The sequence below is a fragment of the Loktanella sp. S4079 genome (genome assembly GCF_000967725.1).
Taxonomy (GTDB): domain Bacteria; phylum Pseudomonadota; class Alphaproteobacteria; order Rhodobacterales; family Rhodobacteraceae; genus Yoonia.
The window spans coordinates 874,840-895,790 of sequence record NZ_JXYE01000002.1; the positions used below are offsets into that span (position 1 = coordinate 874,840).

24 protein-coding genes and 1 tRNA gene are annotated in these 20,951 nt (G+C 54.9%); 11 read left to right on the top strand and 14 right to left on the bottom strand.

Translation table 11 applies throughout. The features are described from left to right. The first annotated feature begins 31 nt into the window (after positions 1–31). Positions 32–108 (top strand) — tRNA-Pro (locus TW80_RS05485). Between the two features lie 65 nt (positions 109–173). Then, positions 174–1,259: a 2'-deoxycytidine 5'-triphosphate deaminase gene (locus tag TW80_RS05490; protein WP_045996285.1), complete on the top strand. Its 1,086-nt coding sequence runs from the start codon at positions 174–176 to the stop codon at positions 1,257–1,259. Here the strand turns inward: TW80_RS05490 and TW80_RS05495 are convergent. From TW80_RS05495 to TW80_RS05535, 9 genes are all read right to left on the bottom strand, one after another. After that, a complete protein-coding gene (locus tag TW80_RS05495) occupies positions 1,249–1,449 on the bottom strand; it encodes a hypothetical protein (protein ID WP_045996286.1) in 201 nt (66 codons plus the stop codon). The genes TW80_RS05490 and TW80_RS05495 overlap by 11 nt on opposite strands. A 46-nt stretch (positions 1,450–1,495) precedes the next feature. Next, positions 1,496–2,137, bottom strand: coding sequence for an SMC-Scp complex subunit ScpB (gene scpB, locus TW80_RS05500; protein ID WP_045996287.1), 642 nt, complete (start codon positions 2,135–2,137; stop codon positions 1,496–1,498). After that, on the bottom strand, positions 2,130–2,927 hold the full coding sequence (locus TW80_RS05505; protein WP_045996288.1) for a segregation and condensation protein A: 798 nt from the start codon (positions 2,925–2,927) through the stop codon (positions 2,130–2,132). The genes scpB and TW80_RS05505 overlap by 8 nt, the downstream gene beginning before the upstream one ends. Before the next feature lie 6 nt (positions 2,928–2,933). After that, on the bottom strand, positions 2,934–3,923 hold the full coding sequence (locus TW80_RS05510) for a glycoside hydrolase family 3 N-terminal domain-containing protein (protein ID WP_045996289.1): 990 nt from the start codon (positions 3,921–3,923) through the stop codon (positions 2,934–2,936). Then, the gene (locus TW80_RS05515) at positions 3,924–4,838 is read right to left on the bottom strand and encodes an SPOR domain-containing protein (RefSeq protein WP_045996290.1); all 915 of its coding nucleotides are present in this window, start codon (positions 4,836–4,838) and stop codon (positions 3,924–3,926) included. A 70-nt stretch (positions 4,839–4,908) separates the two neighbouring features. Beyond that, positions 4,909–6,648, bottom strand: coding sequence for an arginine--tRNA ligase (gene argS, locus TW80_RS05520; protein WP_045996291.1), 1,740 nt, complete (start codon positions 6,646–6,648; stop codon positions 4,909–4,911). Between the two features lie 104 nt (positions 6,649–6,752). Further along, positions 6,753–7,301, bottom strand: a complete 549-nt coding sequence (locus TW80_RS05525; RefSeq protein WP_045996292.1) for an MOSC domain-containing protein — start codon at positions 7,299–7,301, stop codon at positions 6,753–6,755. Next, positions 7,298–9,139, bottom strand: coding sequence for a cation:proton antiporter (locus tag TW80_RS05530; RefSeq protein WP_045996293.1), 1,842 nt, complete (start codon positions 9,137–9,139; stop codon positions 7,298–7,300). The genes TW80_RS05525 and TW80_RS05530 overlap by 4 nt, the downstream gene beginning before the upstream one ends. Further along, entirely contained in the window at positions 9,129–10,301 is a 1,173-nt protein-coding gene (locus TW80_RS05535; RefSeq protein ID WP_045996294.1) for a deoxyguanosinetriphosphate triphosphohydrolase, read from the bottom strand. The genes TW80_RS05530 and TW80_RS05535 overlap by 11 nt, the downstream gene beginning before the upstream one ends. A gap of 73 nt (positions 10,302–10,374) precedes the next feature. On the opposite strand from TW80_RS05535, the gene TW80_RS05540 reads away from it, so the two are divergent. From TW80_RS05540 to TW80_RS05550, 3 genes are all read left to right on the top strand, one after another. Continuing rightward, positions 10,375–10,701 (top strand): HesB/IscA family protein, encoded by a 327-nt coding sequence (locus tag TW80_RS05540; protein ID WP_204218470.1) that lies wholly within the window; start codon positions 10,375–10,377, stop codon positions 10,699–10,701. An 89-nt stretch (positions 10,702–10,790) separates the two neighbouring features. After that, positions 10,791–11,591 (top strand): exodeoxyribonuclease III, encoded by an 801-nt coding sequence (gene xth / locus TW80_RS05545; RefSeq protein ID WP_045996295.1) that lies wholly within the window; start codon positions 10,791–10,793, stop codon positions 11,589–11,591. Positions 11,592–11,633: 42 nt separating this feature from the next. Further along, entirely contained in the window at positions 11,634–11,963 is a 330-nt protein-coding gene (locus TW80_RS05550; RefSeq protein ID WP_045996296.1) for a hypothetical protein, read from the top strand. A 3-nt stretch (positions 11,964–11,966) separates the two neighbouring features. Here TW80_RS05550 and TW80_RS05555 read toward each other — a convergent pair whose 3' ends face one another. Both TW80_RS05555 and dksA read right to left on the bottom strand, forming a co-directional pair. Then, on the bottom strand, positions 11,967–13,160 hold the full coding sequence (locus TW80_RS05555) for an FAD-dependent monooxygenase (RefSeq protein ID WP_239450492.1): 1,194 nt from the start codon (positions 13,158–13,160) through the stop codon (positions 11,967–11,969). Then, the gene (dksA, locus tag TW80_RS05560) at positions 13,126–13,548 is read right to left on the bottom strand and encodes an RNA polymerase-binding protein DksA (RefSeq protein WP_045997037.1); all 423 of its coding nucleotides are present in this window, start codon (positions 13,546–13,548) and stop codon (positions 13,126–13,128) included. Before dksA ends, TW80_RS05555 begins: the two co-directional genes overlap by 35 nt. Positions 13,549–13,736: 188 nt before the next feature. On the opposite strand from dksA, the gene TW80_RS05565 reads away from it, so the two are divergent. The 6 genes from TW80_RS05565 (at position 13,737) to TW80_RS05585 (ending at position 18,534) form a co-directional block, all read left to right on the top strand. Next, on the top strand, positions 13,737–14,576 hold the full coding sequence (locus TW80_RS05565) for an AAA family ATPase (protein WP_045996298.1): 840 nt from the start codon (positions 13,737–13,739) through the stop codon (positions 14,574–14,576). Between the two features lie 72 nt (positions 14,577–14,648). After that, on the top strand, positions 14,649–15,098 hold the full coding sequence (locus TW80_RS05570; RefSeq protein ID WP_045996299.1) for a GNAT family N-acetyltransferase: 450 nt from the start codon (positions 14,649–14,651) through the stop codon (positions 15,096–15,098). After that, positions 15,095–16,441, top strand: coding sequence for a DUF2927 domain-containing protein (locus TW80_RS05575; RefSeq protein ID WP_045996300.1), 1,347 nt, complete (start codon positions 15,095–15,097; stop codon positions 16,439–16,441). The genes TW80_RS05570 and TW80_RS05575 overlap by 4 nt, the downstream gene beginning before the upstream one ends. 11 nt (positions 16,442–16,452) lie before the next feature. Then, the gene (locus TW80_RS18270; RefSeq protein ID WP_204218471.1) at positions 16,453–16,623 is read left to right on the top strand and encodes a hypothetical protein; all 171 of its coding nucleotides are present in this window, start codon (positions 16,453–16,455) and stop codon (positions 16,621–16,623) included. 3 nt (positions 16,624–16,626) lie between these two features. Then, complete coding sequence (locus TW80_RS05580) at positions 16,627–17,814, top strand: vWA domain-containing protein (protein WP_045996301.1); 1,188 nt, start codon at positions 16,627–16,629, stop codon at positions 17,812–17,814. 39 nt (positions 17,815–17,853) lie between these two features. Beyond that, positions 17,854–18,534: a M48 family metallopeptidase gene (locus TW80_RS05585; RefSeq protein WP_045997038.1), complete on the top strand. Its 681-nt coding sequence runs from the start codon at positions 17,854–17,856 to the stop codon at positions 18,532–18,534. Here the strand turns inward: TW80_RS05585 and TW80_RS05590 are convergent. The 3 genes from TW80_RS05590 to TW80_RS05600 are packed head-to-tail and all read right to left on the bottom strand — an operon-like array spanning position 18,531 to position 20,907. Next, positions 18,531–19,073, bottom strand: coding sequence for an RSP_2648 family PIN domain-containing protein (locus TW80_RS05590; RefSeq protein WP_045996302.1), 543 nt, complete (start codon positions 19,071–19,073; stop codon positions 18,531–18,533). The two genes, TW80_RS05585 and TW80_RS05590, sit on opposite strands and share 4 nt — an antisense overlap. Further along, on the bottom strand, positions 19,070–20,278 hold the full coding sequence (locus TW80_RS05595; protein ID WP_045996303.1) for an RSP_2647 family RNA methyltransferase: 1,209 nt from the start codon (positions 20,276–20,278) through the stop codon (positions 19,070–19,072). Before TW80_RS05595 ends, TW80_RS05590 begins: the two co-directional genes overlap by 4 nt. Before the next feature lie 53 nt (positions 20,279–20,331). After that, positions 20,332–20,907, bottom strand: a complete 576-nt coding sequence (locus TW80_RS05600) for a DUF6778 family protein (RefSeq protein WP_239450493.1) — start codon at positions 20,905–20,907, stop codon at positions 20,332–20,334. Positions 20,908–20,951 lie beyond the last annotated feature (44 nt).

Sequence of the window (20,951 nt, forward strand, 5' to 3'; positions counted from 1 at the left end):
CACAATCAATTTCGTTATGAAGACGCTTAGTCGGGCTATAGCGCAGCCTGGTAGCGCGTCCGTCTGGGGGACGGAAGGTCGCAGGTTCAAGTCCTGCTAGCCCGACCAAAACATAACCGCCCGCTTGCGTTTTTGGCGCAGCGGGCGTTTTGCTATCTATCTGGGGGGCCACGATGAATACACCCGGCGTACTTGCTGATCACCAAATCCGAGCACTTATTGCTGAAGGTTTCATTACGGCGACCGACCAGATTACCGATGCACAAATTCAGCCTGCTTCGCTTGATTTGCGTCTTGGCACGACGGCCTATCGCGTGCGCGCGTCTTTCCTTGCTGGCAAAACAAGAAGCGTCAAAGAGCGGCTCGCTGACTTTCAGATGCACGCGATCGATCTGACTGGCGGGGCCGTTCTAGAAAAGGGATGCGTCTATGTCGTCCCCCTGATGGAGAGCCTCGCCCTACCCGCTGGAATGACCGCTGCCGCCAGCGCAAAATCCTCTATCGGTCGTTTGGATTTGCTGACCCGGATCATTACCGATCACGGAGTCGAATTCGACCGTGTTCCAGATGGTTATCGCGGGCAGCTATACGTCGAGATTTGCCCAAGATCGTTTTCTGTTGTCGCCCAACCTGGGCAGATGCTGAATCAGATCATTTTCCGCCAAGGGCAAACACGCATGTCAGATGATGACCTGCGTCGCTTGCACGCGCAAACACCTATCGTGTCCGGTGATCCAGTGATCTCGGACGGATTGGGGTTCTCGGTCGATCTGCGGCCCGAAACTGGCAACCTTGTTGGTTATCGGGCCAAACCCCACACTGGGGTCGTCGATCTGTCAAAGCTCGATCATTATGATCCAGCAGATTTTTGGGAACCCGTTCACACCGATGACGGCTGGATCATTTTAGATCCGGGCGCATTTTACATACTGGTCAGTCGCGAATCCATCGTGATTCCACCGATGCAAGCCGCTGAAATGGCACCATATTTGGCAATGGTGGGGGAATTTAGGGTTCACTATGCAGGGTTCTTTGACCCCGGTTTCGGCTTTGCCGAGGCAGGCGGTGCTGGATCGCGCGGCGTGCTCGAAGTCCGCTGTCACGAGGCGCCTTTTGTCCTTGAGCATGGCCAAGTTGTTGGCCGCCTCGTCTACGAACATATGGCTGCTATGCCCGCCGCGCTCTACGGGCGAGAGATAAAATCAAACTATCAGGGCCAAGGTCTAAAGCTGTCGAAACACTTTAAGTCTAACGCATAAAGCGGCGCATGATATTCATGCCGCGCCGCGCTTTGTGCATGTTTTGGCCTGCATTCTTGGCTGCTTGACGTTCTTCTGGCGTCATGTCCTCGGCGCGTTTGCCGCGCTTTGCGGCCATATCAATGCCTTTGTTGATCCCTTTATTCATCAACATTCTGAGGCCCATGTTAATCAAACGGTCTATATTCATCACAGTACCCCTTTTGGTCGTGCCTGCGTAATATAGTTGATCGCGCTCATTCTTCAAACAGGTCTGTTTGATCCTCTGCATCGCGATCCTCTTCAGTGTCGGCAAGGTTCGCTGATCCGGGGGGCGGACGGTTTTCCAGCAATCCAGCAGCACGGAGGTCTTTGAGGCCTGGTAGATCGCGGGCGGTTTCCAATCCAAAGTGATCGAGGAATGTTGGTGTCACAACAAATGTCACCGGCCTGCCGGGGGTCATCCGACGACGACCAAAACGAATCCATTCCATCTCGATCAACTGGTCAATTGTGCCACGGCTCACGCCGACGCCCCGGATTTCTTCGATCTCAGCGCGAGTCACCGGTTGGTGGTAAGCAACAATCGCCAATGTTTCGATGGCGGCCCGCGATAGTTTGCGCAGCTCAACCGTTTCTTTTTGCATCAAAAACCCAAGGTCAGGTGCGGTACGAATTGCCCAAGCATTATCGATCTTGACCAAATTCACACCGCGACCCTCGTAGCGTTTGCGCAGATGGGCGACGGCCTCGGCCGGATCACAGCCATGTGGCATCCGGCCAATCAATTCTTGAATGCTGACCGGTTCCGCCGTCGCAAATAGAATTGCCTCGACCATCCGCTCTTGTTCGCCCATCGGCGGCGCCTCAAACAGGCTATCGTTTTCGGGTTTAGTCATCCGATGGGGCCTTTTTACGAATTTGGATGGGGGCAAATGTTTCGCCCTGCCGAATCTCGATTTTGCCTTCTTTGGCGAGCTCAAGGCTCGCGGCAAATGTGGCAGCCGTTGTTGAACGTCGGCGCTGTCCGTCTGCGTTCCAATCTTCTGGAAGATAGCTTGCGATATCCGTCCAGTCGCCCGCAAAACCGATCAGATGCCGCATCCGCTCGAGCGCTTGTTCCATCGTCATGACGTGTTGGCGATCCATGACAAAGGGGCGGAAATCATCACGCGTCCTAATCCGCGCGTAACCTTGCATCAAATCCAAGAGGGTCGCCGTATAGCTGACACGACGCACGCGTTGGACATCCTCTGTGATCCCCCGCGCAAAGAAATCGCGCCCCAGTTGGTCACGAGCCATCAGCTTTGCGGCGGCCTCTCGCATCGCTTGCAAGCGCTCTAGCTGGAAAGCAAGGTGCGCAGCGAGTTCCTCACCCGATGGCCCCTCTTCCTTGGGATCGGGGGGCAGCAATAGGCGCGATTTCAAGAACGCCAACCAAGCCGCCATCACAAGATAATCGGCCGCCAACTCTAGCCGGAGTTGCTTAGCCTTTTCAACAAAGGCGAGATACTGTTCAGCCAGTGCAAGGATAGAGATTTGACGTAAATCCACCTTTTGCGTCCGCGACAAGGTCAGCAACAGATCAAGCGGCCCCTCAAAAGAGCCGACATCCACGATCAATGCTTCCGCCGCGACACGTTCGCTGACGCTAAGCTTGTGGTCTTGCAGATCTAAGTCTTGTTGCATCTCTTCTCACGCTAAAAGCGCTTCAAGTTCGGCCTCTAGCGCCGCGATGTCAACATTTTCAGGTGGCCTACGTGCGGAAAGTGCGGAATTCGCCCGTTTTTGGGCCGCTTCGGTCATCAAACCAGCGGCTTCTGCGACGGCTTGCATCTCGGGTGCCTTCCCATTGCAATGCAGCGCAAGATCACAGCCTGCCTGAATGGATGCTGCGGCGCGCTCCGCGACAGTACCCGACAGCGCCTCCATCGACAGGTCATCCGTCATTAGCAAACCGTCAAAACCAATATCTTTGCGGATAACATTGATCATTTTTTCGGACGTTGTCGCGGGGCCTGTCGGGTCGATCGCATCAAACACGATATGTGCGCTCATCCCCATGGGCAGATCACTCAACGCCCGAAATGGTGCAAAGTCTTTTTCATGCAAGGACGCAATGGGTGCTTCGACACGCGGCAAACCCAGATGGCTATCGACATTTGCGCGACCATGTCCCGGAATATGTTTGAGCACGGGCAATACGCCCCCGGATAGCAGCGCATCGGCACACACGCGTGCAGCAGCAACCACTGTCGCAACATCCTGTCCATAAAGCCGATTATACAAAAACGGATGTGTCTGTGCCTCGGCGATATCAGCCAAAGGCGCGCAGTTCACATCGATCCCGACTGAACGTAAATCATCCGCGATCAAGCGATTTCGTATCCAGTGGGCGCGCATTGGATCACGCGCGCGGGTCATCTGGTCAAGGGCTGGCAGAAATTCGCGCCAATACGGGCTACGCATACGCTGAACGCGCCCGCCTTCTTGGTCGACCAGGATTGGGGCATCACGTCCCACAGCCTCGCGCAGTTCAGCCGTCAGCCGACGCAGCTGCGTTGGTTCCACGATATTGCGTGCAAAGAGGATAAAGCCAAACGGCTGTGTATCCCGAAAAAAGTCACGTTCGAAACTGGTGATTTCGGGCCCCTCTGGCCCGAAAATGCTCGCGTTCAAAGTCACTTAGTTGACCACAACGGCAATACAATCCGCGCCTTCAGCCTCGAGCGCGGCGCAAAAGCGGCGCGCCTCGGCACGGTCGGCAAAACCGCTTGCGCGCAGACGATACCACGTGCCGCTAGACTGATCGCTGACTTGGATCACGCGTTCCTTGCCATCAATCAGCGTGTCAAAACGACCTTCGATCAGGGCCCATTGGGTTGCCGCTAATTCAGGCGATTGAAACGCGCCAAGCTGCACGAGGTTCGTTCCCGCAGGGAAAGTCGCTGTATTCACGGCAACTTCAGCGGCGTTTGTCGTGGCAGGAGATGCCGAAACTGGTGCAGCACGTAATCCGGCAGGGCGAATAATCGGACGCACAGAGCGTGACACACCCGGAACAGAGGCGGAAACGCGGGCAATGCGTGGTTCTTCCTCGGTTGCCGTTATTGGATCGACGCCGGATGCGATTTGGTCGGCAAGCGCGAGGATTTCGTCAACTTCCATTGCCGCGATATCGGGGACATCTGCGCTCGCTAATGTTGCTGTTTCTTCGGCATCCACCGGTGTTGCCCGGCGCTCTTGCGCCTCGGCGACGGGCTGTGCGTCTAAATCTTCTTGCGCGAGCGCGACGGCTGATGGGGCCAGAACGAGCCGATCTTCTGGTCCGCCAACCTCGCCCATTGCGGCGACTTCGTTGACGGATAGGCCAGTGTGCGATGCAACCGCACCACCAGGGTTATCAGGAAGCACGCGCATTTCGCCTTCCATGGCGCGGACCACGGGAATCCCGCTCACGTCACGCATGATTAGTTTGTAGCCCCAGAAACTGACGCCAACGATCAGCGCGAGAGAAAGCCCCGCGCCAGCGAAATTCATGAAATTGTTGGTGCGCGAAACGTCACCCGATGGGGCGAACCCCTCGTTGTAAACTGCCATCTCTGCCTCACTGCCCGCGCCTTTTTGGCTTGTGGGTCGGTTAACTCAGCTCGATCCGGCAGCCTGTACGTTAACGCATCTCTTCTGCCGGAGTGACACCAAGAATACCCAATCCGTGCGAAATAACAATCGCTACGGCGCGGATCAGGGCGATTTTCGCCTGTGTTGTGTCTACGTCACTCTCTTGAACAAAGCGCAGCGCGACTTCATCGTTGCCGCGATTGTACAGCGCATGGAACTCTGAGGCCAAATCATAGAGATAAAACGCAATCCGGTGCGGTTCATGACCCTTTGCAGCGATCTCAACCAGACGCGGCCATTCAGCGATCTTTTTGATCACATTGAGTTCAGCCTCGTGGGTCAAACCAGATAGATCAACACCCGCAAGCGTGACATCATCAACAGAAGCAAAAGCGCTTGCCTTCGTTACCGCGGAATTCACACGCGCATAGGCATAGTTCACATAGAACACCGGGTTGTCTTTGGACTGCTCAAGCACCTTGTCAAAGTCGAAATCCAACGGCGCATCATTTTTACGCGTCAGCATGTGGAACCGGGTTACATCGGGTCCAACCTGATCGACCACGTCGCGCAGCGTGACAAAGGTCCCTGCCCGCTTTGACATTTTGAACGGCTCGCCATTCTTATAGAGTTTGACAAGCTGTGTCAGCTTGATGTCGAGCGGCACCTTGCCGTCGGACAATGCCGAAACGGCGGCTTTCATCCGTTTGACATAACCACCGTGATCCGCACCAAAGACATCGATCAATTGATCGTAGCCGCGCTGCACTTTGTCATAGTGATAAGCGATATCGGGTGCGAAATAGGTCCACGAACCGTCAGATTTTTGCACGGGCCGATCCACGTCATCGCCATGTTCTGTCGATTTGAACAAGGTTTGCTCGCGTGGTTCCCAGTCTTCGGGCATTTTACCTTTGGGCGGCTCAAGCACGCCACGGTAGATCAACCCTTTTTCCTTGAGCTCTGCGATGGCCTTTTCGATCAGGCCAGTGCCATAGAGCGACTTTTCAGAAAAGAAGCTATCCATGGTGACATTCAGCTGGGCCAAATCCTCGCGGATGAGGTTCATCATCTCAGCCGTCGCGAATTCCCGGATTTCTTCGAGCCAGAACTGCTCGCCTTTGTCGATGAACTTATCGCCGACTTTTTCTTTCAGCGCTTCACCCACTGGAATCAGATAATCGCCGGGGTATGTGCCATCAGGGAATTCAACATCTTGCCCATGGGCTTGCAAATACCGCAGATACACAGACCGAGCGAGGACATCGACCTGCGCGCCGCCATCATTGATGTAATATTCTTTGGTTACGTCATAACCCGCGTAATCCAGCAGCCGCGCCAAAGCGTCACCAAAGACCGCACCACGCGTATGGCCGACATGCAGCGGCCCTGTTGGGTTGGCCGAGACATATTCGACCATCATCTTTTGCCCCTGCCCCAAACTGGACTGGCCATAGGTCGCATCGTTCAATGCTGACTTCACCACACCCTGCCAGACATCAGCAGACAAACGCATGTTCAAGAATCCGGGGCCCGCAACCTCAGCCACATCGATCATCGGGTCATCCAACAGCTTTGCCGCCAATGCATCTGCGATGGCCCGCGGGTTCATCTTGGCTGGCTTGGCCAGAACCATCGCCGCGTTTGTGGCCATATCACCATGGGCTGCATCGCGCGGTGGCTCTACCGCGACAGCAGCAGTCGAAAGGCCATCGGGCAAAGTGCCCTCGGCCACCATCTGGTCGAGACAAGCAATCACACGGGTGCGAATATCAGCAAAGAGGTTCATAGCGGTCCTTTGGCCCTTGTTGGGCGGAAACAGTGTTTGTGCGGGTTTACCATTGTAATGGGTAAGGTCAATGCGACTTGCCAAATCGACACAGCGGTCAGAGCCTATCGTTTTCGGAGCCGGTCACCCGTTTTGACAACCCCATCTTTGACCACGGCACAAAGAATACCACGCAGGCGGTGCTGCCTATTTTCGTGCAGATTAATCCAGCGCAGGCTGGCACCACCGTAGTTTTCGTTCCACTTTACACAGCCACTATTATATTTGTCGGTCACGACGATAACTGCTGTGCCAATTTCGAGTTGCGTTCCCACGGGCAGGTTTTCTTCGCCCAAATTCATATCAACGACGAATGGGTCACCCGGATGATGAGCAAGATTATCTTGATCACGCCAACATAAATCCATCACGCGTTTGGACAGGATCGACACCTGAATACGCGGATCTGGGCTGCCCTCTGGCAGCTTTAGCCAAGGGTCTGATAGCCAGCGATCGCCGACGATGCCTTCGGCGACGGTCAGTTCTAACTGATCCGGAAACTCGCGTCCGCCCACGTATGGACGAAAACAGATCTGATCAATCGTTACGTTATCCTTTGGGGCGGATAGAATATTGCCCAGTGCCGCTTTGCATTCATCCAAAGTCGCGGTCATGACGTGGCCTCTGCTGGGGGCTGCTCGCCCTCATCCTCTCCGGGTGGACGCAATGCGATGATACGCACACCGGGCGCACCCTTGATCTCTTCGTCCTTGCGGATCAGCTTGATCGCGCCATTGGTTCCAATCCGCGCGAATAGATGTGCGCCAGGGCGTTTAGCGCGCCAATCTTCTTGCGTGTATTCCTCGGTCAGGCGCGTGATCCGGAAGGTCCAGCCATCCGCAATCATCTGATTTAGACCAGCATGGGTTTCTTCGACACCAAATTTACGCCCACCCAAAGTGCGCGGCAATTGGTGCCGTGCGCTATCATTCTTGGCCCGCATGACTTGGAAGACTGAATCGCGGCCAAACTCTGGCGCGAGATCGGTGGCAACCAACGTGTTATAGGCATCGTTATCCGTGGCCGCGACCAAGGTTGCATAGCTGATCAGTTCAAGGCGCTGCTCTGCCGCCTCAGACAAGATATCGCCAGAAAACGTTGGAATACCCGCAGAACGTGCAGCACGCAGATTACCAAAGTTCGGATCGGTCATGAGCACAGGCACCTCGGCCTTTTTCAACGCCTCAGCGAAGGCGGTGGTCCAAGGCGACCCACCAATCACGACCACGCCGGGAACATCCGCACCCGTCAGTCCCAGCCAGCGTGCGAATGGCGCAAGTGTGAACCCGTGCAACACAACCGTAAATGCCACAAGAACAAAGGCCAAAGGACCAATCAGCGGCGCGTCCTCAAACCCAAGGCCGATCAAACGGTCGCCGAATAGTCCGGCAACCGCGACCAAAACAACGCCACGTGGACCTGTAAATGCAACAAGGATCTGCTCTTTGATCGGAACTCCAGATCCCAGCAGTGACACAAGCACCGTAATCGGGCGTGCCAACAACACCACGGCCAACACGAATGTCAGCGCACGCAAATCAAGCTGCCGCAGCGCGCCAAAATCTAGACTTGCCGCCAAGAGAATAAACACCCCTGACACCAGCAGCACCGTCGCGTGTTCCTTAAATCGGCGCAATTCTTCATAGCTTGGCAGGTTCGCGTTCGCGATGACGATGCCCATGATAGTCACGGCCAACAGACCGCTTTCGTGCAGCACGTAGTCTGAAGCAGCAAAAATGCCCAGAAGCAGCGCAAAGAGCACGGGCACCTTCATGTATTCAGGCACCCACCCCCGTTTGAAAGCGCGCGCCAGCCCAAAGCCTGCCGCAACGCCCAAGATAGACGCAAACACGATACCGACGATCAAATCGACGACAGCGGCTTGGACAGTGGTTGCGGTGTTCAGTACCAGCACGACCTCATAGGCCAACACTGCAGCAAGCGCGCCGATTGGGTCGTTAATAATCGCCTCCCACTGCAACAGGGCAGCTGGGCGTTTTGATAAGCGCGCAGTGCGCAACAACGGCGCAATCACGGTCGGCCCGGTGACGATCATAATCCCACCAAACACCGCCGCACTTTCCCAAGAAAGCCCCGCGCCATAACGCAATGCGAGCGCAGAGGTGAGCCACCCCAAAGGCGCGCCAACAAAAACCAGTCGCCGCACACCTTTGGCTGCATCGCTCAGCGAATGAAAATTCAGCGTGAGACCGCCCTCAAACAAGATGATCGCTACGGCAATCGAAATGATAGGCCCCATCAGCGGCCCGATATCTCGCGCCGGGTCAAAGACACCTGCCACAGGGCCGACAAGCACGCCAGCCACCAACATCAGTACGATTGCTGGCATCCGCAAGCGCCACGCAAGCCACTGCGACCCCACCCCAAGCGCGCCGACTAAAGCAAACGCCATGACCGGCGCCATTGCGCCTGCTGCTGTCTCAACTGCCATCAATTACCCCCGCCGGCATGGCCTCGCCACCGATCAACCTTTTATGTTCTTGGATCGCGAAACGATCCGTCATTCCAGCAATATAGTCTGCAACGATCCGCGCCAACGCAATTTTGTCAGGCGCATCTGCGACGTCCTTGCGCCATTGTTTGGGCAGTTCATCGGTGTTTTCCATAAAGAATGGAAATAGGTCGTTGACCATTTGTGTCACTACCACCCGCATTTCGACCACAACGGGCGCACGGTACATCCGTTCAAACAAGAATTTCCTGATGACCTTTAGGTCCGCCCACAGGTCCGGAGAAAACTGCACCACCATCCGCCCAGCATGACGGATATCATGCACGGTCGCAGGGTTGAGTTCTGTCAAGTTCCGTTGTGAAACGGTGATCACGTCTTCGACCAACACACCAAAGAAGCGGCGCAGCGCTTCATGGCGACGCCGATAATAGTTCAACCCCGGATATTTGGCATCCACACGCGTAAAGCAATCGTGCAAAATCGGCAGCTCTGCCAATTCATCGGTGCTAAATAATTCCGCGCGAAGTCCATCGTGTAAGTCATGGTTATTATACGCAATATCGTCAGATAGTGCCGCTACTTGCGCCTCTGCACTGGCATGCGTGTGCAGTTCGAGATCGTGACGACTGTTATAGTCTGCCAAGGCGTAAGGAATACTTCCGGTCACCGGGCCATTATGTTTCGCGATCCCCTCAAGCGTTTCCCACGTCAGGTTTAGCCCATCCCATTCGGCATAGTGCCGTTCAAGGTTTGTCACGATGTGCAGGGCCTGTGCATTGTGGTCAAAACCGCCATAGGGCTGCATCAAGGCGTTTAACGCGTCCTCTCCGGTATGACCAAAGGGTGTGTGCCCCAAATCATGAGCAAGCGCGACAGCTTCGGTCAGTTCAACATTCAGACCCAACGTACTGGCAATCGTTCTTGCCACCTGAGCCACCTCAATCGAATGCGTCAGACGCGTCCGAAAATAATCGCCCTCATGTTCGATAAAAACTTGGGTCTTATGTTTCAGCCTGCGAAACGCAGAGGCATGAATGATCCGATCACGGTCACGTTGAAATGGAGAGCGAAAATAGCTTTCTTCCTCGGCGTAGAGCCGCCCGCGTGCGTTCGCCGGGTCGGTAGCGTATGAGGCTGTCATAATATTTGCCTGTCTTGTCCGTCTTGCCTGTCACCCCTATATTGCAAATGAACGTAAACGAATAGGTCGCAAAATGCTGACGATTCCCCCCAAAGTGACAACACGCGCCTTTGAACGGCTCGCTGAAATTGGTGCGGCTGCGCAAGGCAAGGCATTACGGATCGCTGTCGAAGGTGGCGGTTGTTCTGGTTTCCAATATGAAATCGACCTAGATGAACCCAAAGAAGACGATCTTGTCCTCTCCGACCAAGGCGAAACTGTTGTCATTGATGCGGTGTCGCTCCCATTCCTGGCCGATGCGACGATTGATTTCTCAGAAGAATTGATCGGCGCGCGCTTTGTGATCGAGAACCCCAATGCGGCTTCGTCTTGTGGGTGTGGCACGTCGTTTTCAATGTAACTGCGGGCCACAGCCCGCGTTTTCGCTGCGGCGTTTGTCTTGTACATTGCCGCCTGCTGCGGCAAAACTGACCCAAACGAGGGGCAGCTATGAAAATTGCGACATTCAACATTAACGGCGTCAAAGCGCGCATCAATGCACTGACCGATTGGCTTGATGATGCGAATCCTGATGTCGCTATTCTCCAGGAAATCAAGTCGATCGACGAGAACTTTCCCAGGGAAATCATTGAAGACAAAGGATATAACGTCGAAACCCACGGTCAAAAAGGTTTCAACGGCGTTGCCATCTTGTCCAAATTGCCGCTCGAGGATGTGACACGCGGATTACCCGGCGCGCAAGGCGCTGGTCGCGAAGGTGTCGATGACGAAGAAGCGCGTTATATCGAGGCAACAGTTGTTGGCGATGTCGCTATCCGTATTTGTGGGCTTTATCTGCCTAATGGAAACCCCGCCCCCGGCCCGAAATACGACTACAAACTGCGTTGGATGGAACGGCTCTATCTTCGCGCCCAAGAGCTAATGCTTGCGGAGCAACCTGCGCTGATGGCCGGCGACTACAACATCATCCCGCAAGCCGAAGACGCCGCGCGCCCAGATAGCTGGCGTGACGACGCCCTATTCCGCCCCGAAAGTCGCGCCGCATTCCGTAAAATTCTGAACCTCGGCTTTACTGAGGCCTTCAGAGCACGCGAAGCTGGTGCTGGACACTATTCGTTTTGGGATTACCAAGCAGGGGCTTGGGAAAAGAACAACGGTATCCGTATCGACCATTTTCTGCTGACGCCGCAATGCGCCGATCTGATGAACAACTGCTGGATTGAATCCGAGGTCCGCGGGAAAGAAAAGCCCTCTGACCACGTTCCGGTATGGGTTGAACTGGCTGCCTAGATCACAAACCCTACGGGCCAGTGAACGCGAGGAGTAGATCGCATGTACAAAAACGCGCTCTTTGTGAGTATTGGACTGGCCCTTTGCGCCCTGCCCAATCAATCCTTAGCCCAATGTCGCATTGCAGTCGCTGGCACCAACTGCGTTGCCGTGCCCCGCTCTACGGCGCCGCGCCCCAGCCCGGTTGAGATCGGCAGCTTCCTTGAACGCGGCGAGCACTCGATCTTGATGAACGCAAGTTATTACGGGCTGCCCCCGGTTCAGGATGGCTGGGTCTATATCCGCATCGAAGATGATCTGTTCCGCGTTGATTTCAGCACCTACGAGGTGCTCGAGCGCGTGACCTATATGGTGAACCATCATTGGCGCTAGGCGTCAGCGGTGAATATCCGCGACGTCATAATCGTATAGCCACCCCAAGCGACCAATAAACGCATCTGGGGCGACCCTTGCCATTCCACGTAGCCCTGCATGTGCCACATAGCGTTTGAGCCCGCGCAGATGGTAGTTCTTGGCGTTGGCATTCGCGGCATTGATTGCACGTGTCACGCGGGGCTTACGGGCATCTTGATAGGCGCTCAGAGCATTTTCAATGTCAGCGTCATTGTCGCAAAATTGCGCGAGTTCAAAGGCATCCTCAATCGCCAGATTGGCCCCCTGCGCCAAAAACGGTAGGGTTGGATGGGCCGCATCACCCAAAATCGCAAGCGATCCTTGATACCATTTCGGCGCAACCGGGTGACGGAAAAGCCCCCAAAGATTGACGGTTTCGACATCACTCAAAATCGATTTCAGACGCCAATGACAATCAGCAAAGACGTGGCGCAAGTTCCCCGGATCATCGGCGTGATGCCATCCTTCTTGCGCCCATTGGGAACGTTCTTGGACCGCAACGATATTCAGCCGCCCGCCCTCTAACGGGTAGGTCACCATATGACGCCCCGGTGCCATCCAAATTGTGGCAACTGGTTCGGCATCTTTGACTGGAACGGTGGCACGCCAAGCGACTTGCCCCGTGAAGAATGGATCGGACGCCCCGTTCAACACCGTACGCGCAACAGATCGCACGCCGTCAGCGCCGATCGTCAAATCAGCAGATATCGTCTGCTGGTCACATTGAAACGAACCATTTGACGCAATTTCAGATATGCGCGCGCCAAGTTTGACCTGAACACCATTGGCCGCACAGGCATTCCACAACAGATCAATCAGTTCCGCACGATGGAAAAAGCGGTAAGGAGGCCTTTGTCGCCCAAGATCAAATCGTGCAATTGCGCGACCAGAGATCGCATCGGTCGGCACGACGGCTTGCGCGACGATACCTTTTTCAGAGATTTTGGGTTCTAGCCCAAGCGCATAAAGCGCCCGCATGCCATTGGGGGTAATTTGCAGCCCTGCCCCGACCTCTGTCAGCGCAGGTGCTTGCTCATAAACGGTGACCTCGGCACCTGACTTGGCAAACGCCAGAGCCGCAGTCAGCCCGCCGATGCCGCCACCGATAATGGCGACATGACGATTTGCGTTATGCCGCATCTTAGTCGTCGCGATGAACCTTTTCGCGACGCTCATGACGTTCTTGCGCCTCAAGGCTCATTGTTGCGATTGGACGTGCGTCAAGACGTTTAAGCGAAATCGGCTCGCCAGTCATTTCACAGTAACCATATTCGCCTTCGTCGATCCGGCGCAGTGCTGCGTCGATCTTTGATACCAGCTTGCGCTGGCGGTCACGTGTGCGCAATTCCAAGGAACGATCTGTTTCTTCTGACGCACGGTCAGCAACGTCTGGAATATTGCGGGTCTGGTCTTTCATACCGGCGACAGTATCGCGTGTATCCTCGAGCAACTCTGCCTTCCAGTTTAGCAGTTTGCGGCGGAAGTACTCCGTCTGACGTTCATTCATGAACGGTTCATTATCAGCTGGAATATAGTCTTCTGGCAGAAACGTTTCGGCTTTCATCGTCATACCCTATCAATTCTCCGACGCGCAGAGGATTGAGGCCGTAATTGCATTCCCTCTGCCCAATTTTAATCGGGGTTTACTCTCTTGGAGGCGCAGTGTCACCCCCTGAAATTATACTAAGGCGGTATGTTGATGATCCCGAGCGACCTGCTAGGTTGACCTCTCAAATCAAGGGGTTCGTGAAGATGCAATTTACCGGGACCGACAGTTACGTCGCCACAAATGACCTGAATATGGCCGTGAATGCGGCGATGACATTGCAAAGACCCCTTTTAGTTAAGGGCGAACCGGGCACGGGCAAGACTGAACTAGCCCGTCAGGTCGGCGCCGCACTAAACATGCCTATGATTGAGTGGAATGTTAAGTCCACAACCAAGGCGCAACAAGGCCTCTATGAATATGACGCCGTCAGCCGCCTGCGCGACAGCCAATTAGGCGATGAACGTGTGAACAATGTTTCAAATTATATCAAAAAAGGGAAGTTGTGGCAGGCCTTCACCGCGCCAGAACGCGCCGTTCTTTTGATTGATGAGATCGACAAAGCGGACATCGAATTTCCCAACGACCTGCTCCAAGAACTCGACCGTATGGAGTTTCACGTCTACGAAACGGGCGAAACCATCCGCGCACAGCATCGCCCGGTGATCATCATCACCTCGAACAACGAAAAGGAACTGCCAGACGCATTTTTGCGCCGCTGCTTCTTTCACTACATTCGTTTTCCTGATCAGGACACGCTGCGCAAAATCGTCGAGGTCCACCACACTGGTATTAAAGAAACCCTTTTGACCGCCGCTTTGACCCAATTCTACGAGATCCGCGAAACAGCGGGTCTTAAGAAAAAGCCGTCAACATCAGAGGTTCTGGATTGGTTAAAACTGCTCTTGGCTGAGGACCTGACTGCAGAGGACCTCAAACGCGACGGCGCGAATGCCCTGCCCAAACTTCATGGTGCGTTGCTCAAGAATGAACAAGATGTTCATCTTTTTGAGCGGCTCGCATTTATGGCCCGTGGCGGACGCTAGACGCACGGCGATTTGACTGGCACCGGGCGCAATCTTGGCTATGGTCGAGAAAAACAATGCAGGCTTGGGTGAATGGCAGATACGATAATCAGACCGCTTCGGGAAACTGACCGTCAGGAATGGGACGCGCTATGGACCGGATATCTGACTTTTTACAAGACGACGCTTGATCAAAAAGTCTATGATAGCACATTTGCGCGGCTGCTGGGCGATGACGATCAAGATTTCAACTGTTTGGTTGCAGAACAAAACGGTCGGCTCGTTGGATTGGTTCACTATCTCTTTCATCGCCATTGCTGGCGCATTGAAAATGTGTGCTACCTGCAAGATTTGTTTGCCGACCCTTCCGTCAGAGGAACAGGCGTCGGTCGCCAATTAATCCAAGCGGTCTACGCTGCTGCCGATGACGCCGGTGCCCCAGCGGTTTACTGGCTTACGCAGGATGACAATGTAACGGGCCGTCAACTCTATGACCGGGTTGGCACGCTCACCAACTTTATCAAGTACCAAAGGCCTTTATGAAACGACTAGCCGCTTTTGCGCTGACAGTGATGTCAGCTTGTGCCCAAGTTCCAGAAGGTCCACCGCCCACGCTTCTTGAATTTCCAGCGATGCGCAGCTTTGGTGCGGCAACACCCGTACCCGCGCAACGCCCGAACGCAGAAATCGCCCAGGATTTTCTGGACCTCGCCTTTCGCATGGAAAGCGGTCAGCGACTGCCTGTTCTCACCCGGTTTGAAGTGCCAATCACCGTGCGCACGGCAGGTGACATACCTGCACATATGTCGAATGATCTGGACCGCCTATTGGAACGCATGCGCAACGAGGCCCGGATCGATATTCGCCGCACCAATGCCGCTGACGCAAATATCGTGATCGAGACTGTGTCCTTGCGCCAAATGCGCCGCGCCGCGCCCAATGCCGCCTGTTTCGTTGTGCCGCGCGTCAAAAGTTGGAGCGAGCTTCAACGCTCGCGCAATAACGGCGCGCTGAACTGGGAAACGCTGCGTACCCGCGAACATGCAGCGATTTTTATTCCGACCGGCATCCCACCCCAAGAGGCCAGAGATTGCCTGCACGAAGAATTGGCGCAGGGGCTTGGTCCGCTCAATGATCTCTATCGGCTGCCAGACTCTGTGTATAACGACGACAACATCCATGCTGTCCTAACGGGCTTTGATATGTTGATACTGCGGGCATTTTACGATCCTGCATTGCGTAGCGGTATGACCCGCCCCGAAGTTGCCGCGCGTCTACCCGGTATTCTGGCACGGCTAAATCCCGCAGGACAACGTGGCGGCGCACGTTTTGAGGCAGAGACACCAAGGTCATGGATATCAGAGATCGAGTCAGCCCTCGGTGGCAAGGGCACAGAAACCGCACGTCGCAATGCTGCAGCCCGCGCCATCGAAATTGGCAATCAAATTGGCTGGCATGGCCCGCGCGAGGGGTTTGCCCATTACGCCTACGGTCGGCTTCAAATTAGCAATGATAGCGCGCGCGCCCTTTCCGCATTCAATACAGCAAACCGCGCCTATGGGGAAACCCAACTAACGCGACTGCATTCTGCCCATGTGGCGGTGCAAATGGCGGCCTTTACGTTGTTGTCGGGTGATGCGGAAACAACCATTCAAATCACAGACCAAGCGATACCTGTCGCACAACGCCACCAGAACGCGGCGCTGCTTTCTTTGCTCATGATGTTCAAAGCAGAGGCTCTCGATATGCAGGGTGATACTGACGCAGGCATGGCCCTGCGACTGGACAGTCTGGGATGGGGACGTTACGGGTTCGGCAGCCGCGACGAAGTGATTGACCGGCTCAATGAAATTGCGTCTTTGCGACCGCTCGAACCACCAAGCTAAAAGGTCTGACCATGATTTACCCTCTTATCGGAATGTTATTCGGTGCCATCTTGGGGGCGTTTCGGGCCAAACGGCGCGGCGGAACCGGCAAAGATATTGCGCAATGGGCTGTCGTGTTTATGCTGATCTTTGGATTGGTCGGGCTTTTCACGCTGATCTTTATTGAACGCAGCTACGTGTAGACGATGTTTCTTCCCTTCTTTGACAATTTACGCAAACAGGGCGTGCCCGTATCATTGCGTGAATTTTTGTCGTTTCTCGAAGGGATGAAAGCGGGGCTTGCCACATATAACATTGAGGCGTTCTATTTTCTGGCCCGTACCACCATGGTCAAAGATGAGCGAAACCTCGATAAATTTGACCGTGCGTTTTCAACCAGCTTTGAAGGGCTTGATGCCATTCCAGCCGAAACCGTGATGAACGCGGTCGACGTTCCTGCGGATTGGTTGGAAAAACTGGCCGAAAAGCACCTAACCGAAGCCGAAAAAGCCGAAATCGAAGCCATGGGCGGCTTTGATAAGCTTATGGAAACATTGAAGAAACGGCTAGAGGAGCAAAAAGGACGCCATCAGGGCGGCAACAAATGGGTTGGAACCGCTGGGACGTCACCTTTTGGCGCCTACGGGTATAACCCCGAAGGCATACGCATCGGCCAAAAAGAAAGCCGTCATCAACGCGCAGTAAAGGTCTGGAATAAGCGCGAATTTCGCAACCTCGATGACAGTGTTGAACTTGGCACACGAAATATCAAACTCGCGCTCAAACGGCTGCGTCGCTGGGCTCGTGACGGCGCCCACCAAGAGCTGGACCTCAACGGCACCATCCGTGCGACGGCCGAACATGGTTACCTAGATGTGCAGACGCAGCCCGAACGGCGCAACGCTGTCAAAGTTCTGCTTTTCTTGGATATCGGCGGGTCAATGGATCCGCACATTAAGCTGGTCGAAGAACTGTTCAGCGCCGCGAAATCCGAATTCAAGCATTTCGAGTATTTCTATTTTCATAACTGCCTTTACGAAGGAGTCTGGCGCGATAACGCGCGCCGCTGGGATGAACAAACACCCACATGGGATGTGCTGCACACCTATGGGTCGGATTACAAATGTATCTTTGTCGGCGATGCCAGCATGTCGCCCTATGAGATCGCTTATAAGGGCGGCGCAAACGAACATTGGAACCCTGAAGCAGGTGAAACTTGGCTCGCGCGTGCGCGTGAACAATGGCCCGATCACATTTGGATCAATCCAATCGATGAACGCTATTGGCCCTACACCCAATCTATCCAAATGATCCAAGACATCTTTGCCCCAGACCGTATGGTCCCTATGACCTTATCCGGGATCGAGACTGGGATGAAATCGCTGGGACGATAGGTGATTGCCTTTTGTAGGCTGCGCACCAATATTCAAAGCATGATCAAAATCGTCCCTATCCTGCTCGCTGTTCTATACGGTCTGTTGATGTACCGCTTTTCCTATTGGCAGACCAAGCGTGAACTGGACGCACGGTCCACGCTGCTGGCCGATCACTCCATTCTGGCGTTGACGCAACGGATGGCCAATGCGCTGGACATTGATCGGATCAAAGTTCACGTCCATGAAATCGAACAAATCAATGGTTTGGCCTTTGGTGATGGGCGGATTTTCATCACCCGCGGTTTCTTGAATAAATACCAAACAGGTGAAGTCACCGCCGAGGAAATCTGCTCGGTCATTGCGCATGAACTTGGGCATGTCGCGCTGGGTCACTCTAAGCGCCGGGTTATTGATTTTTCAGGGCAAAACGCGATGGGGACGGTTCTTGCGATGATTATTAATCGTATCATTCCGGGCCTTGGGCGTTGGCTGGCTACGATTGCGATGCGCTTGGTCAGCGCGGGACTATCTCGCGCCGATGAATTCGAGGCCGACGCCTATGCCAGTGCATTGTTGATCAAGTCAGGGATTGGGCTGGATGCACAGAAATCCTTGTTCAAAAAACTGGAACATCTGACGGGTGCGCGCGGAGCAAGCGTTCCTGCTTGGCTACGCAGCCACCCCAAAACCCATCAACGCATCGCTGCCATCGAAGCAAACGAGCAAAAGTGGGGTTAGGCGATCAACGCCTTTCCAAACCGCGGCAAACGCGCCTTTTTCATCAAAGCACGCATTTCCCAAGGGCGTTCCGATAGCCGGTTGGCTTCGGCCAGTACATCATCGGCCACATTGCGTACCGCCTCGGGCGCCTCATCAAAAAGCTGACACAGAAAATTGTCTGGATCGCGCCTATATAGTCCCTCTTCGCCCAGGATATTGGCCGGAAAGTCCTTGGCGTTGACCGTGAGGATCGCGTCACACGATCCGGCCACTGCTGCTGCCAGCACATGAATATCGGCAGGATCAGGGAGCCAGAAACGTGCCTCGGTGGGAGCATCATAGTTAACGCAAGCACGCGGAAACTTTACCGTAAGCGCGGCAATCTCTCCGCGTGCCCAGACCTCTTGTTCAGGGCCAAGCTTAATCGTCGCCCGCGCCCATTCCTCTAGTATCCGCGAACTCCAGCGTGGCTCAAAAAGCCCCTGCGCGGCACAGCCCAGAACCACTTCGCGCATGACAGTCGGATAGAGGACGCAGGCGTCGATCATGACCCTCATAGGCGATAGACAACCGCCTTTAGGTATCCGCTTTCGGCGAGATGCGGTAACTGCGGATGGTCGGGTCCGGCAAAACCAGTGTAGACAATTTGTCCACGCCGTCCTGCCCGACCAATACCGCGCGAGCTGGCGTTCCGGAATTTGGTCAGGTCCGCTGCATGCGAACAAGAACAAAGCACCAGATAACCACCCTCTGCGACCAACGGTGCGGCGAGCCGTGCGACACGCTCATAGGCGCGCAGACCGGCCTCTGCCGCATTCCGTGATGGTGCAAAGGCAGGTGGATCACAAACGACCACATCAAATTCTGCACCTTCTTCTCCAAGTGCAGTCAGCACGTCAAACGCATCGCCCTTGCGGGTTTCAAACCGTGCAGAAGCATCCATTGCGGCCGCGCCTTTTTCGGCCAATTCCAATGCCGCAGCAGAACCATCAACTGACAGGGCTGATTCAGCGCCACCAGCAAGAGCCGCAAGGCCAAAGCCACCAACGTGAGAAAAGACATCCAGAACCCGCGCACCTTGTGACAGGCTGGCGGCAAAGGCATGATTTGGACGCTGATCAAAGAATAGACCCGTCTTTTGTCCGCCCATGACATCCGCCATATAGGTCGCCCCATTCATCGGCACAGGAATTGGGTCGGTCGGCGCGGTCCCGACAAGCACCTCGGTCTTTTCCTCAAGACCCTCAAGCGTACGCGCGCGCCCAGTTCCGTTCATGACCACCGTGGTCACGCCAGTCACATCCTGCAAGGCCGCAACCAGTGGTGTGATCAGCACATCCGCCCAAGCCGCATTTGGTTGCACCACAGCGACATCCCCAAAACGATCAATCACCACACCGGGTAAACCATCGGCCTCTGCATGGACCAAACGATAGAATGGCGCATCATAGAGCCGTTCGCGGTGGGCCAGCGCACGCGTGATCCGATCAGCAAACCAAGCCTGATCAATGATCGCTTCGGGATCGCGATCAAGCATTCTGCAAATGATTTTCGATTCGGGGGTAACCGCAACGACCCCCATCGGCGTGCGGCTCGCGTCTTCGAGCCGCGCAATGGTGCCGGGCTTGAGCTTGCGCGTACGCCGGTCTGTGACCAATTCGTTGGCATAAACCCAAGGAAAGCCATGTCTGATGGCACGTGCCTCCGCCTTGGGTGTCAGGCGGACGACGGGTAAATCGGGGGAGGTATCAGTTGTGTTCATAACTGCCCTCCTACCCTGATTTACATAGGTTTGAAAAGACGCTGTCGCGCCCCTCAGAGCAGTTGGTTACGCAGTGTCGCTGTTAAAAAGTCGGTCACTTCGACCTTTTGGGTACGACCATTGCGATCCATCTCAATGGCTTGGCGTCCACCGGGTGCGCGCAGATCCGCCTCGATCCGGCGAGCGGGTTCAATCACCTCACCCGTGCGTGCGTCGCGCACTGTCATCAGAAAAATGATGTTATAGACACCCCCGATGGTCGCGCGGGTTTGTTCAGTCACACCATGAAACCGCTGAAGCTGCACATCAACGACAATTGGACGCTGACCACGCAATACAGATTCGTTCCGCTGTGCTGCGGTCTGGAACATCGCCTCGATTTGCTGAACCCGCGGGCCAGGTTCATCGCCGCGCCAAACAATGTCAGCCGTCGGATAATACCGGTTCTCTTCGGAAACAGTGATGCCATCTTTCGTAGAAAAGTTCAGGCCGCGCAGATCGTAAGACCGATCCATCGCAAGACGCGGTTCCGTCCCAGAACCTGTCATTGAACAAGCCGCCATGGTCGCAACAACCACGAGGATCCCGAATATGCGTTTGATCATCATACGCTCCTGAACTTTCATCATATTACCTGCGCGCGCACCTAGCACAGCTGAACCGGTTTAAGAAA

What these genes read in the sequence shown, in the direction of transcription:
- TW80_RS05540 (WP_204218470.1), top strand. Translation starts at nt 10,375, where the DNA reads ATGCTGACGATTCCCCCCAAAGTGACAACACGCGCCTTTGAACGGCTC.
- TW80_RS05595 (WP_045996303.1), bottom strand. Translation starts at nt 20,278, where the DNA reads ATGAACACAACTGATACCTCCCCCGATTTACCCGTCGTCCGCCTGACA.
- xth (WP_045996295.1), top strand. Translation starts at nt 10,791, where the DNA reads ATGAAAATTGCGACATTCAACATTAACGGCGTCAAAGCGCGCATCAAT.
- TW80_RS05515 (WP_045996290.1), bottom strand. Translation starts at nt 4,838, where the DNA reads ATGGCAGTTTACAACGAGGGGTTCGCCCCATCGGGTGACGTTTCGCGC.
- TW80_RS05550 (WP_045996296.1), top strand. Translation starts at nt 11,634, where the DNA reads ATGTACAAAAACGCGCTCTTTGTGAGTATTGGACTGGCCCTTTGCGCC.
- TW80_RS05565 (WP_045996298.1), top strand. Translation starts at nt 13,737, where the DNA reads ATGCAATTTACCGGGACCGACAGTTACGTCGCCACAAATGACCTGAAT.
- TW80_RS05535 (WP_045996294.1), bottom strand. Translation starts at nt 10,301, where the DNA reads ATGACAGCCTCATACGCTACCGACCCGGCGAACGCACGCGGGCGGCTC.
- TW80_RS05575 (WP_045996300.1), top strand. Translation starts at nt 15,095, where the DNA reads ATGAAACGACTAGCCGCTTTTGCGCTGACAGTGATGTCAGCTTGTGCC.
- TW80_RS05580 (WP_045996301.1), top strand. Translation starts at nt 16,627, where the DNA reads ATGTTTCTTCCCTTCTTTGACAATTTACGCAAACAGGGCGTGCCCGTA.
- argS (WP_045996291.1), bottom strand. Translation starts at nt 6,648, where the DNA reads ATGAACCTCTTTGCTGATATTCGCACCCGTGTGATTGCTTGTCTCGAC.
- TW80_RS05555 (WP_239450492.1), bottom strand. Translation starts at nt 13,160, where the DNA reads ATGAGCGTCGCGAAAAGGTTCATCGCGACGACTAAGATGCGGCATAAC.
- TW80_RS05585 (WP_045997038.1), top strand. Translation starts at nt 17,854, where the DNA reads ATGATCAAAATCGTCCCTATCCTGCTCGCTGTTCTATACGGTCTGTTG.
- TW80_RS05525 (WP_045996292.1), bottom strand. Translation starts at nt 7,301, where the DNA reads ATGACCGCGACTTTGGATGAATGCAAAGCGGCACTGGGCAATATTCTA.
- TW80_RS05600 (WP_239450493.1), bottom strand. Translation starts at nt 20,907, where the DNA reads ATGATGAAAGTTCAGGAGCGTATGATGATCAAACGCATATTCGGGATC.
- TW80_RS05530 (WP_045996293.1), bottom strand. Translation starts at nt 9,139, where the DNA reads ATGGCAGTTGAGACAGCAGCAGGCGCAATGGCGCCGGTCATGGCGTTT.
- TW80_RS05570 (WP_045996299.1), top strand. Translation starts at nt 14,649, where the DNA reads ATGGCAGATACGATAATCAGACCGCTTCGGGAAACTGACCGTCAGGAA.
- TW80_RS05590 (WP_045996302.1), bottom strand. Translation starts at nt 19,073, where the DNA reads ATGAGGGTCATGATCGACGCCTGCGTCCTCTATCCGACTGTCATGCGC.
- TW80_RS05490 (WP_045996285.1), top strand. Translation starts at nt 174, where the DNA reads ATGAATACACCCGGCGTACTTGCTGATCACCAAATCCGAGCACTTATT.
- TW80_RS05505 (WP_045996288.1), bottom strand. Translation starts at nt 2,927, where the DNA reads ATGCAACAAGACTTAGATCTGCAAGACCACAAGCTTAGCGTCAGCGAA.
- dksA (WP_045997037.1), bottom strand. Translation starts at nt 13,548, where the DNA reads ATGAAAGCCGAAACGTTTCTGCCAGAAGACTATATTCCAGCTGATAAT.
- TW80_RS05495 (WP_045996286.1), bottom strand. Translation starts at nt 1,449, where the DNA reads ATGAATATAGACCGTTTGATTAACATGGGCCTCAGAATGTTGATGAAT.
- scpB (WP_045996287.1), bottom strand. Translation starts at nt 2,137, where the DNA reads ATGACTAAACCCGAAAACGATAGCCTGTTTGAGGCGCCGCCGATGGGC.
- TW80_RS18270 (WP_204218471.1), top strand. Translation starts at nt 16,453, where the DNA reads ATGATTTACCCTCTTATCGGAATGTTATTCGGTGCCATCTTGGGGGCG.